General features: G+C 63.8%; 13 protein-coding genes. 6 read left to right on the forward strand and 7 right to left on the reverse strand.

The window, feature by feature from the left end; all coding sequences use genetic code 11:
- Nucleotides 1-66: 66 nt before the first annotated feature.
- The 3 genes from topA to ACTG4J_RS05660 all read left to right on the forward strand — a co-directional run bounded on the left by topA (nt 67) and on the right by ACTG4J_RS05660 (nt 4,180).
- The gene (gene topA, locus ACTG4J_RS05650; RefSeq protein ID WP_439137825.1) at nt 67-2,796 is read left to right on the forward strand and encodes a type I DNA topoisomerase; all 2,730 of its coding nucleotides are present in this window, start codon (nt 67-69) and stop codon (nt 2,794-2,796) included.
- A gap of 83 nt (nt 2,797-2,879) precedes the next feature.
- A complete protein-coding gene (locus ACTG4J_RS05655; RefSeq protein ID WP_439137827.1) occupies nt 2,880-3,452 on the forward strand; it encodes a nitroreductase family protein in 573 nt (190 codons plus the stop codon).
- A complete protein-coding gene (locus ACTG4J_RS05660) occupies nt 3,449-4,180 on the forward strand; it encodes an EI24 domain-containing protein (protein ID WP_439137828.1) in 732 nt (243 codons plus the stop codon). The genes ACTG4J_RS05655 and ACTG4J_RS05660 overlap by 4 nt, the downstream gene beginning before the upstream one ends.
- Here the strand turns inward: ACTG4J_RS05660 and ACTG4J_RS05665 are convergent.
- Both ACTG4J_RS05665 and mce read right to left on the reverse strand, forming a co-directional pair.
- Nucleotides 4,125-4,406 carry a DUF1467 family protein gene (locus ACTG4J_RS05665; protein WP_439137830.1) on the reverse strand — a complete coding sequence of 94 codons (282 nt, stop codon included), beginning with the start codon at nt 4,404-4,406 and terminating at the stop codon, nt 4,125-4,127. The genes ACTG4J_RS05660 and ACTG4J_RS05665 overlap by 56 nt on opposite strands.
- Nucleotides 4,406-4,810: a methylmalonyl-CoA epimerase gene (mce, locus tag ACTG4J_RS05670; protein ID WP_439137832.1), complete on the reverse strand. Its 405-nt coding sequence runs from the start codon at nt 4,808-4,810 to the stop codon at nt 4,406-4,408. Before mce ends, ACTG4J_RS05665 begins: the two co-directional genes overlap by 1 nt.
- A gap of 149 nt (nt 4,811-4,959) precedes the next feature.
- Between mce and ACTG4J_RS05675 the strand changes: the two genes are divergently transcribed.
- Nucleotides 4,960-5,667 (forward strand): response regulator, encoded by a 708-nt coding sequence (locus tag ACTG4J_RS05675; RefSeq protein WP_439137833.1) that lies wholly within the window; start codon nt 4,960-4,962, stop codon nt 5,665-5,667.
- 8 nt (nt 5,668-5,675) lie between these two features.
- On the opposite strand, the gene aspS is transcribed toward ACTG4J_RS05675, so the two are convergent.
- Together aspS and ACTG4J_RS05685 are read right to left on the reverse strand one after the other, a co-directional pair.
- Nucleotides 5,676-7,463: an aspartate--tRNA ligase gene (gene aspS, locus ACTG4J_RS05680; RefSeq protein ID WP_439137835.1), complete on the reverse strand. Its 1,788-nt coding sequence runs from the start codon at nt 7,461-7,463 to the stop codon at nt 5,676-5,678.
- Nucleotides 7,464-7,619: 156 nt separating this feature from the next.
- A complete protein-coding gene (locus tag ACTG4J_RS05685; protein ID WP_439137836.1) occupies nt 7,620-7,943 on the reverse strand; it encodes a 2Fe-2S iron-sulfur cluster-binding protein in 324 nt (107 codons plus the stop codon).
- A gap of 129 nt (nt 7,944-8,072) precedes the next feature.
- Here ACTG4J_RS05685 and ACTG4J_RS05690 point away from each other — a divergent pair, with 129 nt between their 5' ends.
- Both ACTG4J_RS05690 and ACTG4J_RS05695 read left to right on the forward strand, forming a co-directional pair.
- Nucleotides 8,073-8,453, forward strand: coding sequence for an OB-fold nucleic acid binding domain-containing protein (locus ACTG4J_RS05690; RefSeq protein WP_439137838.1), 381 nt, complete (start codon nt 8,073-8,075; stop codon nt 8,451-8,453).
- 80 nt (nt 8,454-8,533) lie between these two features.
- Nucleotides 8,534-9,094, forward strand: a complete 561-nt coding sequence (locus tag ACTG4J_RS05695; RefSeq protein WP_439137839.1) for a peptidoglycan-binding domain-containing protein — start codon at nt 8,534-8,536, stop codon at nt 9,092-9,094.
- 66 nt (nt 9,095-9,160) lie between these two features.
- On the opposite strand, the gene ACTG4J_RS05700 is transcribed toward ACTG4J_RS05695, so the two are convergent.
- The 3 genes from ACTG4J_RS05700 to hflC form a co-directional block, all read right to left on the reverse strand.
- Nucleotides 9,161-10,654: a Do family serine endopeptidase gene (locus ACTG4J_RS05700; protein ID WP_439137846.1), complete on the reverse strand. Its 1,494-nt coding sequence runs from the start codon at nt 10,652-10,654 to the stop codon at nt 9,161-9,163.
- Between the two features lie 177 nt (nt 10,655-10,831).
- A complete protein-coding gene (locus ACTG4J_RS05705) occupies nt 10,832-11,029 on the reverse strand; it encodes a DUF2065 family protein (RefSeq protein ID WP_439137840.1) in 198 nt (65 codons plus the stop codon).
- A 12-nt stretch (nt 11,030-11,041) separates the two neighbouring features.
- Nucleotides 11,042-11,729, reverse strand: a 688-nt coding sequence (gene hflC / locus ACTG4J_RS05710) for a protease modulator HflC (protein WP_439137842.1), incomplete at its 5' end; no start/stop codon positions are given.

Below are 11,729 nucleotides of genomic sequence, written 5' to 3' on the forward strand. Positions count from 1 at the left end.
AACGCCCACATGGTCCGCCGCCACAAGGCCATTTCTCGTTTATCGGCCGAAACAGGAATTCAGTGCATGCCCGTCGTCGTCGTCGAATCGCCCGCCAAGGCCAAGACCATCAACAGCTATCTTGGCAGCGATTACACCGTGTTGGCCTCTTACGGGCATGTGCGCGACCTGCCCTCCAAGGATGGATCGGTCGATCCCGAACAGGGCTTCGCGATGGAATGGGAGATCGCCACCGACTCGCGTAAGCATGTCAAAGCCATCGCCGATGCGCTGAAAGACGACCCCGTCCTGATCCTCGCCACCGACCCCGACCGCGAGGGCGAGGCGATCAGCTGGCACCTGCAAGAGGCGTTGACCAGCCGCAAGGCGATCAAACCCGGCACACCCGTCAGCCGCGTGGTCTTCAACGCGATCACCAAATCCGCCGTGACCGAGGCGATGAAAAACCCCCGCCAAGTCGACATGGAATTGGTCGAGGCCTATCTGGCCCGCCGCGCGCTCGATTACCTCGTGGGGTTCAACCTCAGCCCGGTTCTGTGGCGCAAGCTGCCCGGTGCGAAATCGGCGGGGCGTGTGCAATCGGTGGCACTGCGGATCATCACCGACCGCGAGATGGAGATCGAGGCCTTTCGCGGCCGCGAATACTGGTCGGTGCGCGGCGTTTTCGAGACACCCCGCGGCCAGCAATTCGAAGCGCGCCTGACCCATCTGCGTGGTCGCAAGCTCGACAAGCACGACCTTGCCACCGCCGCCGAGGCCGGCCTTGCGGTGCAAGCGGTCTCGTCGCGCGCGCTTGCCATCTCCGATGTCGAGGCCAAACCCGCCAATCGCAACCCCGCGCCGCCCTTCATGACCTCGACCCTCCAGCAAGAGGCAAGCCGCAAATATGGGATGGGCGCACGCCAGACCATGAGCGCCGCCCAGCGCCTCTACGAGGCGGGCCATATCACCTATATGCGGACCGATGGCATCGACATGGCGCCCGAGGCGGTCCATGCCGCCCGCGACGCGATCAAGGCACGTTACGGTGCCGAATATGTCCCCGCCGATCCGCGCATGTACAAAAACAAGGCCAAGAATGCGCAAGAGGCGCATGAATGCATCCGCCCCACCGATATGGACAAGGCACCGGGCGATTTGCGCCTGTCCGAGGATGACCAGCGCAAGCTTTACGAATTGATCTGGAAGCGGACAATCGCCAGCCAGATGGAGGCCGCGCGGCTGGAACGCACCACCGTCACCATCGCCAGCGCCGACGCACAAGTCGAATTGCGCGCGACCGGCCAAGTCATGTTGTTCGACGGTTTCCTCAAGGTCTACGAGGAAGGCCGCGACGATGCCGAGGATGAAGACAGCCGCCGCCTGCCGCAAATGGCGCGCGGCGAGGCACTCAAACCCGCCGCGCGTGCGCTTGCGGATGATTGGGGCAAGCTGACCGGCAAATCCGCCCCGGCGACCGGCATGGCCGAAGATGCGGGCGCCCTTTTGTCCGGCGATGGTGCGGTTCTGGGCCAGCAGCATTTCACCCAGCCCCCGCCGCGCTACACCGAGGCGACCTTGGTCAAGCGGATGGAAGAATTGGGGATCGGTCGACCCTCGACCTATGCCTCGATCCTCGACACGATCGTGGCGCGCGGCTATGTGCGCAAAGAGAAAAACCGCCTGATCCCCGAGGATAAGGGGCGGCTGGTGACGGCCTTCTTGGTGAATTATTTCGGCAAATACGTCGAGTTCGACTTTACCGCTGATCTGGAAAACCAGCTTGACGAGGTGAGCGCGGGCGCACGCGCTTATAAAAGCGTGCTCGATGCATTTTGGCGCGATTTCTCTGCCTCGCTGGCCGAGACCGCCGAATTGCGCATCACCGATGTGCTGGAAAAGATCAACGAGGTGCTGGAGCCGCACCTGTTCCCGCCCAAGCCCGACGGATCGGACCCGCGCGGCTGCCCGTCTTGCGGTGCGGGGCGGCTTTCCATGCGCACCGCGCGCTCGGGCGGGGCCTTCATCGGCTGTTCGAATTATCCCGAATGCCGCTATACCCGCCCCTTCGGCCCGCCGAACCCGGAAGGCGAAGATGGCACATCGCTTGGTGGCGATGGCAAGATGCTGGGCGTGGATCCCGACACCTCATTGCCCGTCACGCTGCGGGACGGGCGCTTTGGCCCTTATGTGCAGTTGGGCGAGGCCACGAGCGAAGAGCCCAAGCCCAAGCGCGCCTCGCTCCCCAAAGGTTGGGGCGTGGATGAGATGGATTTGCCACGCGCGCTGCAACTGTTGAACCTGCCCCGGCTGGTCGGCCCCCACCCCGCGGATGGCGCCCCGGTCGAAGCCGCGATCGGCCGTTATGGCCCCTATGTCAGCTACAAATCCGCCGAAGCCGCAAAACCGATATACGCCAACCTGCCCGAAGTGGACGAAGTCTGGACCATCGGCATGAACCGCGCGGTCGAGCTTTTGGCCGCCAAAGCCGCCGGTCGCAGCGGACGGGGTGCGGCCGCCGCGGCACCGCTCAACGAATTGGGCGAGCATCCCGAACATGGCGGCCCGATCCAGGTCATGGCTGGGCGCTACGGGCCTTACGTCAAATGGGACAAGATCAACGCCACCTTGCCCAAGGATGTCGCCCCCGAGGCGCTGAGCCTTGAGGCGGCGGTCGCCTTGATCGCCGAAAAGGCGGCCAAGGGCGGCAAGGGGTCGAAAGCGGTCAAGGCCAAGACAGCCAAGGCCAAAACAACGGCCAAGCCAAAGAAAGCCGCCGCAAAGCCCAAGGCCAAGACAGCGACCAAAAAGGACTGATCGCATCGGGGGAGAGCGTAAAACCCGGATTTTCCGCCTCCCCCCCTCTTGATCCGCAGAGCCAACGCGATGACATGACGCCCATGAACAGCATCGACGCCCTCACCTTTCTTTCCACCCGCCGATCGGTTCCCGTGCGCATGCTGGGCGCGCCGATCCCCGATGACGCGACCTTGCGCCAGCTTTTGACCGCGGCGGCCCGCGTGCCCGACCATGGCAAGCTGGTGCCGTTTCGCTTTCATATCCTGCGCAAGCCCGCGATCGACCGCATGGCGCGGCTGACGCGCGAGATCGGCACGGCGCAGGGGCGCGATCCCGACAAACTGGTCAAACAAGCCGCGGCCTTCGATGATGCGCCGCTGAGCGTGGCCGTGATTTTCGCACCGCAGACAGACCGCCCCATCCCGCTGATCGAGCAAGAGCAGACCGCCGCACTTGCCTGTCTCAGCCTTGTCAACGCAGCGCAGGCCGCAGGTTTCGCCGGCCATTGGCTGACCGGCTGGATGGCGCGCGACGCTGCATTTCTGGAGCAAGCCTTCGGTCTGTCCGCGCCGCAGGCGGTCACGGGTTTCGTGCATCTGGGCAGCCCCTTGCAAGAACCCCCCGCCCGCCCGCGCCCCGATCTCGACACCATCACATCCTGGGTCGAGCGATGATCGCATCGGCCGTGGCCAGCGCCATCGCGCAGCTGGGCGACCGTCGCTTTCTTGGGGTGTTGGCGATGGGCCTCGGGCTGACCATTGCCTTGCTGGTGGGGTTCTATCTTGGTTTCGTCGCGCTTTTGGGTTGGCTTTTGCCCGGCAGCTTCAGCCTGCCTTGGATCGGCGAGATTGACCTGACGGGCGCGGTGATCGGCTGGGTCGGCGCGCCGGTCTTTTTACTTTTATCCGCGCTCTTGATGATCCCCGTCGCCACGGCCTTCATGGGGATTTTCTTGGACAAGGTCGCCGATGCGGTCGAGGATCGCCATTACCCCGGCCTGCCGCCTGCCCGCCGGATCGGGCTGATCGAAGGTTTGGGTGATGCGGCGCGGTTTTTGGCGATTGTGCTTGCGGTAAACCTTGTGGCGTTGATCGCCTACCTGTTGTTCACCCCCATCGCGCCGCTGTTGTTCTGGGCGGTCAACGGCTATCTCTTGGGGCGTGAATATGGCCAGCTGGTCGCGCTACGCCGCCACGACGCGGCGGGGGCCAAGGCCTTTCGCCGGGCCAACGGCGGGCGGCTGTTCATCGCGGGTGTGGTGATGGCTGTGCCGCTGACCATTCCGGTGATCAACCTGCTCGTGCCGATCTTGGGCGCGGCAAGCTTTACCCATCTCTATCACAAGATCAGCGCGACCCGCCCAAGCCAAAGCGACTATAAAGGTCGAAATCCGCAACCGTGACCGCACCCGACAAGATGACGCCCGCGATCACCGCCCAGATCGCCGCCGCCACGGCGGATGTGATCAAGAAGCGGCGCTTGATCTGCGCATCGACCGGGGCCGAGCCATGTGTGCCGGTGACACGTTCACCGGCATCCGATTGGCTCTTCACGCCCACCTGAAGCACGATGAACAGCGTCATGAACCAGATGATCGCATAAAGCACGAGGCCAGTGACGACGCCCATCAGACTTGCTCCAATTCGACAAGGGTGCCGGTGAAATCCTTGGGATGCAGGAACAAGACGGGCTTGCCATGCGCGCCGATCTTGGGCTCACCCGTGCCAAGCACCCGCGCACCCGCCGCAAGCAGCCGATCGCGGGCGGCCAAGATATCATCGACCTCGTAACAGATGTGATGAATGCCGCCTGCGGGGTTCTTTTCCAAAAACCCCTTGATGGGCGAGGCATCACCCAAGGGATAAAGAAGTTCGATCTTGGTATTGGGCAAGGTGATAAAGATCACGGTCACGCCATGATCGGGCTCATCTTGCGGCGCGCCGACATCGGCGCCTAGCGTATCGCGATATTGCGCCGCCGCCGCGTCAAGATCGGGCACGGCGATGGCGACATGGTTCAGGCGTCCGATCATGGCGATCCTCCAAGCGTGGTCGCCCTTGATATGCCCCGCCGCGGCACGGGCCGCCAAGCGGTCTGACGCCGCAGGGTGTTAAGGCTTCATCAACCTTGTAGCGCTCTACTGGTCCAAGGTTCGAGTCGGGTGTGTGTGGGGTAAGTCGCATGGATGACGCGTTGATCGAGATTGAATATCGGCCAAAACCAACGGCGGATCGGCCGTTTCTTGGCCTGACCGTGCTTGTGGTCGAGGATAGCCGCTATGCCTCGGAGGCGGTCAGGCTGATGTGCCTGCGTTCGGGCGCGCGGATCAGGCGGGCGGATTGCATCGGCGCGGCCGAGCGGCATCTGCATGTCTACCGGCCCAGCATCGCCATTGTCGATCTGGGCCTGCCCGACGGGTCCGGGACCGATCTGATCGCGCGCATGGACAAGATGCGCCCGCGTGTGCCGGTGCTGCTCGGCACATCGGGGGCGGATCGCGCAAGCGCGCAAGCTGAGGTGATGAAGGCCGGGGGCGACGGGTTCTTGGCCAAACCGATCGAGTCATTGGCGCATTTCCAAAGCACGATCATGTCGCATCTGCCCGCCGATATCTGCGCCCGGATGCCGCGCCCGGTGGATTTCGATGCTGTTGAACCCGATCCCATCACCTTTCGCGAAGATCTGACCCATGCCATCGCCCTTCTGGCGCTCGAAGAACCGCCCCTGGGCTATCTCAGGCGGTTCTTGCTGGGCGTGGCGCGCAGCGCGCGCGATGCAGCACTCGAGGGGCGCGCGACCGGTATCGGCGATCAGCTTGCCGCCACCGAGCGGCGGGCGCTCAGCGCCTTTCTCTCGCAGCGGGTGAAGGCCTTGGCCGTGGTGATGTAGCGCGCGCTTCAGTCCCGCGGGATCACGCGCAGCCCCAATTCCATCAGCTGATCGCTCAGCGGCTCGGAGGGGGCACCCATCATCAGATCCTCGGCGCGCTGGTTCATCGGGAACAAGATCACCTCGCGGATATTCGAGGTGCCGGCCAAGATCATGACAAGCCGGTCGATCCCCGCCGCACAACCGCCATGGGGCGGCGCGCCATATTGGAAGGCGTTGACCATGCCACCGAAACGCTTGCGCACCTCGTCTTGCCCATAGCCCGCCAGTTCAAAGGCCTTGAACATGATCTCGGGCGTGTGGTTACGGATTGCACCCGAAATGACCTCATAGCCATTGCAGGCCAGATCATATTGATAGCCCAGCACCTTCAGCGGATCGCCCGAGAGGGCCTCCATCCCGCCTTGCGGCATGGAGAACGGGTTATGCGAGAAGTCGATCTTGCCCGTCGCCTCGTCGCGCTCATACATCGGAAAATCGACGATCCATGCGAAAGCAAAGCGGGTTTGGTCGATCAGGCCAAGCTCTTCACCAATGGCGGTGCGCGCACGACCCGCGATGGCCTCGAACTCGGACGGTTTGCCCGCAAGGAAAAACGCCGCATCGCCCGAGCCAAGACCAAGCTGCTGGCGGATCGCCTCGGTCCGCTCGGGGCCAATATTCTTGGCCAAGGGGCCGGCGGCCTCAAGGCTACCATCCTCGGCATCGCGCCAGAAGATATAGCCCATGCCGGGCAAGCCTTGCCCCTGCGCCCATGAATTCATCCGGTCGCAGAATTTGCGCGAGCCGCCCGTGGGGGCGGGGATGGCACGCACCTGCGTGCCGTCTTGCTCGAGGATACGCGCGAAAATCGCGAAGCCAGAGCCCGCGAAATGGTCGGAGACCACCTGCATCTCGATGGGGTTGCGCAGGTCAGGCTTGTCGGTGCCGTATTTCAGCGCCGCATCCGCATAGGAAATGCGCGGCCAATCCGCGGCGGGATCGACGCGGCGATCACCGCCGAATTCGCCGAACAGCCCCGCAAGGACGGGGCCCACGGTGCCGAACACATCCTCTTGCTCGACAAAGGACATCTCGAGGTCGAGCTGGTAGAAATCGGTCGGCGAGCGGTCGGCGCGCGGATCTTCGTCACGGAAACAGGGCGCGATCTGGAAATAGCGATCAAAGCCCGACACCATCAAAAGCTGCTTGAACTGCTGCGGGGCCTGCGGCAGCGCGTAGAACTTGCCGGGGTGAAGCCGTGAAGGCACCAAGAAATCGCGCGCACCTTCGGGCGAGGAGGCGGTGATGATCGGCGTCTGGTATTCGCGGAACCCAAGATCCCACATCCGCCGCCGCAAGGACGCCACCACATCCGAACGCAGCTTCATATTGCTCTGCATCGCCTCGCGGCGCAGGTCGAGGTAGCGGTATTTCAGACGCGTTTCCTCGGGGTATTCCTGATCGCCGAAAACCTGCAGCGGCAGATCGCCGGTCACACCACCCAATACGGTCACATCACGGATGAAAACCTCGATCTCGCCCGTGGGGATCTTGGTGTTGACCAGCGAAGGATCGCGCGCCTTCACCACCCCGTCGATGCGGATGCAATATTCCGCGCGCAGCTTTTCGACCTGCGTGAAGACCGGGCTATCGGGGTCGCACAAGACCTGCGTGATGCCATAATGGTCGCGCAGATCGATGAAGATGACGCCGCCATGATCGCGGCGGCGATGGACCCAGCCCGAGAGGCGAACGGTCTGACCGACATCGGCGGCGGTCAGGGCGGCGCAGGTATGGCTGCGAAAAGCGTGCATCTTGGCGGTCCCCTTGGGGTAGGTTGGGCTGTCTCGGACGTCGCGCCGATACACAGCGCCACGCCGGTGAAGTCAACCCCGGCAGGGCGCGGGCAGGCAAGCGCCGCATGCGTATTTCTGGAAAGATGAAGGCAAGGCAGGTGCCCTGCCCAAGGCTCAGATCTGTTTTTCCGGCATATGCACCACCAAGCCGTCCAGCGCATCGGAAACCTTGAGCTGGCAGGTCAGCCGCGAGCGCGCGGCATCGGGCTGATAGGCGAATTCGAGCATATCTTCTTCCATCGGGTCGATGGCGGGAAGTTTCGCGACCCAAGCAGGGTCGACATAGACATGGCAGGTCGAGCAGGCGCAGGCACCGCCGCAATCGGCCTCGATGCCCGGAATATTGTTGTCGCGCGCGCCTTCCATCACGGTCAGCCCGTTGGGCACCTCGACGACATGTTCGGTGCCATTATGCTCGATATAGGTGATCTTCGCCATGTGTTGCCTTTCTTGTGCCGTGGTCCGCGCGTCGGATCGGGTTGCGCGTTAGGTAATATGACCTTGGGCTGCTTTCCAGCCCGAATTGCCGGGCTTGTGGTAACGGATAAATGTTCTATCTTTGTTCTCATGGAGCCACAAACCCGCCCCCCCGCATGGCCGCGCCCGCCCGTATGCCTGCCCCATCACATGCTGCACCTGCCGCCCGAGGGGGCGCGGGTGGCGGTGGCGGGGCTTGTGCTGGTGCGTCAGCGCCCCGGCACGGCCAAGGGCGTGATTTTCATCACGCTCGAGGATGAGTTCGCGGTATGCAACGTGATCGTCTGGCAAAAGATCTATCAGCAATTTCGCCGGGCGGTGATCGCGGGCCGGCTTTTGCGAGTGACGGGGCGGGTGCAGCGGCAATCGGGCGTCACCCATGTGGTGGCCGAGCAGGTCGAGGATATCTCGGCGTTGCTGGATGAATTGGTGCGCTTGCATGAGCCGGCACGCGCCGCAGATCAGCCATGAGAAAGCGAAAGCTTTCGCGATCGCCCCAAACAGGTTATCCTTGGTGGCAAGATAAAACCGCGCAGCGAGCAGTCAAACCCATGCGCCTGACCGTCCTTTGCCCCGGGCTTTTGGCCCTTTCCGCCTGCATGCCCGCAGCGCAGCAGGATGCGTTCGCCAATCCGCTGATCGCGGGAGAAGGGGCGGTCGAGGTCTTGCGCGGGGTAGGCCCGCCCGATGCCGACCCCTTGGCATGCTACGGGCGCAAATCCACCCCGGCGGTGATCGAGACAGTGACCGAGCAGGTGATGCTCCAGCCGCCCCAGATCGATACCGATGGCAGCCTGCGTGAGCCCGCGATCTTCGTGACCGAGACGCATCAGCGCATCGTGACCGAACGGCGGGATCTGTGGTTCGAAGTCCCCTGCGCATTGGAGGCGGGCGATCGCGATTTCATCGCCTCGCTGCAACGTGCGCTTAGCGCGCGCGGGCTCTATGCCGGGCCTGTCACGGGCGATATGAACCGTCGCACATCGCGCGCGATCCGCGCCTTTCAAGCGCCGCAGGGCCTCGACAGCGAGATCTTGTCGCTGGCCGCCGCCCAGCAGCTTGGCTTGGCGCTCTGGGATCCGAGGCTGGCAGCGGGCGGCGAAACCGGCTGAGCGCGCCCAAAGAAAAACCCCCGGACCAAAGGCCCGGGGGTCAGGTCTGCAAGCAGCAAGCCCTTGTCAGTCGGCAAGGCTCAGTGCAACGAAGCGCGGATTGCCCGCGCGCCGGATCAGCAGCAACACGGATTTCTGACCATTCTCGGTCGCGCTTTGCACGCTGGCCTGAAAGCCCGCCACATCGCTGACGGGTTGCTGGGCCACCTCGGTGATCACATCGCCTGTGGCCAAGCCCTTGGTCGCCGCATCGGAGGCGGGGTCGACCGCTTCGATCACCAGCCCGGCCGCACCCGGCGCAAGACCAAGCTGGCTGCGCAACTCATCTGTCAGCGGCGCAAGCGTCATGCCCAAGACCTGCGTGGGTGCAGGCGGCGCGACCTGTGCATCTGGGGTCGCTGCGGCAACACCTTCGGCGGTTTCACGACGTCCAAGCGTCACGGCAAGGATCTCAGCGGCGCCTTCGCGCACCACCTCGACCGGTACGGTCTGGCCCTCGGCGCGCTCACCGACGATGCGCACCAATTCGCGCGTGTCGCCGATCTGCTCGCCATCGAAGGTGAGGATGACATCACCCACCTCCATGCCGCCATCGCGGGCCGGCCCTTCCGGCACATCGGTGACCAAAGCGCCGCGCGCCTCGGCCAAGCCCAGCCCATCGGCAAGTTCCGGGGTGACATCTTGGATGCGCACACCCAGCCAGCCACGCCGCGTTTCGCCGAATTCGCGCAGCTGGTCGACCACATTTGTCACCACGGCCGAGGACATGGCGAAACCGATCCCGATCGAGCCACCCGTGGGCGACAAGATGGCGGTGTTCACACCGATCACCTCGCCCGCCATGTTGAACAGCGGCCCGCCGGAATTGCCACGGTTGATCGCGGCGTCGGTCTGGATGTAGTCATCATAGCTTCCAGAAAGCGCCCGGCCCGCAGCCGAGACGATACCCACCGAGACGGAAAAACCCTGACCCAAGGGGTTGCCCATCGCCATGACCCAATCGCCCACCCGCATCGCGGTGCTATCGCCGAAATCGACGAAGGGGAGCGGCGCATCGGCCATGACCTTGAGCACCGCGATATCGGTATTGGGATCGGTGCCCACCAACTCCGCCTCTAGCGTAAAGCCCGCGCGGAATTCGATTGTGATTTCATCGGCGCCTTCGATGACATGGTTATTCGTGACGATGTAGCCATCCTCGGAGATCACGAAACCCGAGCCCAGCGCTTGGCTACGGCGCGGGCCGCGGTCGGGGCTTTGCCGGTCGAGGAAATCGTTGAAGAAATCCTCCAAGGGCGAACCTTCGGGCACGACCGGTCCGGGGCCTTGGCGGCTGGCCACGATGGATGAGGTGGTGATGTTGACCACCGCATCACCCACCTGATCGACCAGATCGGCGAATGTCGCGGGGGGGGCGGATTGCGCACGCACTGGCGTGATGGCGATCAGCATCGTCATCACCATCATCACGCTGGCCAACGCCGCGATCGCCAGGCGATGCCGCGCAGGGCCGGTTTCGGTGCGGGCGATGGCCGCGCTGGTGCGGCGCGGTGTGAGCATTCGGGCCTGCAAGATCGTCACGTTATCCTCCTGTCCAAGCCATAGGGGCGCAAGTGCGCGACCCCAAGGCACATATTTGGGCCTATTTCGCCGGGATCAATCCCACCGGCCCAGATTGCGCGCCCTGCCCTGTCACATCGTCGTGACGCGGCGTGGCGATCTTGCGGCCCAACGGGGCTAAAGCCCCGCGCTAACAGCCAATGAGATCAACACCGCGCCCAGCGTCATCGCCGCCAAACCGATCAGGCGGCGCGTCTCGACCGGGATCTGATTCATCAATCGCAGCAGCTCATCCAAACGCGAAGGGGCCAGTGCGAACACCAGCCCCTCGACAACAAGCACCATTCCGAGCCCCAGCAACAGCATCAGGCCCATCGCGCGCTTCCCTTACTGGAAGGGCGCAGGCACAGACGTGCCAGAGTTCCCGAGAAACTCGAAGAACTCACTGTCGGGCGAGATCACCATGGTCGAATTCTGCCCCATCAAAGCCCGCTCATAGGCGGTCATCGAGCGGTAGAATTCGAAGAAGTCGGGATCTTGCCCAAAGGCGGCGGCAAAGATGCCGTTCCGCTGTGCATCGGCTTCACCACGCGCGATATCGGCTTCGCGGCGCGCATCCGAGACAAGCTCGACCACGGTACGATCCGCTTGGGCGCGCACACGCTGCGCGGCTTCTTCACCGCGCGCGATCTCGTCTGCGGCCTCGCGTTCACGCTCGGCGCGCATCCTTGCATAGGTCGCTTCGAGGTTCTGCACCGGCAGGTTGGTCTGCTTGAGCCGCACATCGAGAATGTCGATCCCCAAGGCCAGCGCACTGGTGCGTGCGCCATCGCGGATACGCTCGGCCAGCAGCACGCGACCGGGCGACAAGATCGTGTCGGATGTGACCTGATCGGCACCCAAGGTCTCGCGGATCTGCGCGTTCAGGATCGACGACAGCCGATCCTCGGCGGCCCGAAGGCCACCCACGCCCACCGCTTGGCGGACGCGTACAACATCGGCGACGCGGTACCGCGCAAAGGCATCGACCACGAGGCGCCGATCATCAGAGGGCGTCACTTCGATCGTGTCGGTA

Source organism: Roseicyclus sp. (genome assembly GCF_965662675.1).
Classification (GTDB): domain Bacteria; phylum Pseudomonadota; class Alphaproteobacteria; order Rhodobacterales; family Rhodobacteraceae; genus Roseicyclus.

What these genes read in the sequence shown, in the direction of transcription:
- topA (WP_439137825.1), top strand. Translation starts at nt 67, where the DNA reads ATGCCCGTCGTCGTCGTCGAATCGCCCGCCAAGGCCAAGACCATCAAC.
- ACTG4J_RS05655 (WP_439137827.1), top strand. Translation starts at nt 2,880, where the DNA reads ATGAACAGCATCGACGCCCTCACCTTTCTTTCCACCCGCCGATCGGTT.
- ACTG4J_RS05660 (WP_439137828.1), top strand. Translation starts at nt 3,449, where the DNA reads ATGATCGCATCGGCCGTGGCCAGCGCCATCGCGCAGCTGGGCGACCGT.
- ACTG4J_RS05665 (WP_439137830.1), bottom strand. Translation starts at nt 4,406, where the DNA reads ATGGGCGTCGTCACTGGCCTCGTGCTTTATGCGATCATCTGGTTCATG.
- mce (WP_439137832.1), bottom strand. Translation starts at nt 4,810, where the DNA reads ATGATCGGACGCCTGAACCATGTCGCCATCGCCGTGCCCGATCTTGAC.
- ACTG4J_RS05675 (WP_439137833.1), top strand. Translation starts at nt 4,960, where the DNA reads ATGGATGACGCGTTGATCGAGATTGAATATCGGCCAAAACCAACGGCG.
- aspS (WP_439137835.1), bottom strand. Translation starts at nt 7,463, where the DNA reads ATGCACGCTTTTCGCAGCCATACCTGCGCCGCCCTGACCGCCGCCGAT.
- ACTG4J_RS05685 (WP_439137836.1), bottom strand. Translation starts at nt 7,943, where the DNA reads ATGGCGAAGATCACCTATATCGAGCATAATGGCACCGAACATGTCGTC.
- ACTG4J_RS05690 (WP_439137838.1), top strand. Translation starts at nt 8,073, where the DNA reads ATGGAGCCACAAACCCGCCCCCCCGCATGGCCGCGCCCGCCCGTATGC.
- ACTG4J_RS05695 (WP_439137839.1), top strand. Translation starts at nt 8,534, where the DNA reads ATGCGCCTGACCGTCCTTTGCCCCGGGCTTTTGGCCCTTTCCGCCTGC.
- ACTG4J_RS05700 (WP_439137846.1), bottom strand. Translation starts at nt 10,654, where the DNA reads ATGCTCACACCGCGCCGCACCAGCGCGGCCATCGCCCGCACCGAAACC.
- ACTG4J_RS05705 (WP_439137840.1), bottom strand. Translation starts at nt 11,029, where the DNA reads ATGGGCCTGATGCTGTTGCTGGGGCTCGGAATGGTGCTTGTTGTCGAG.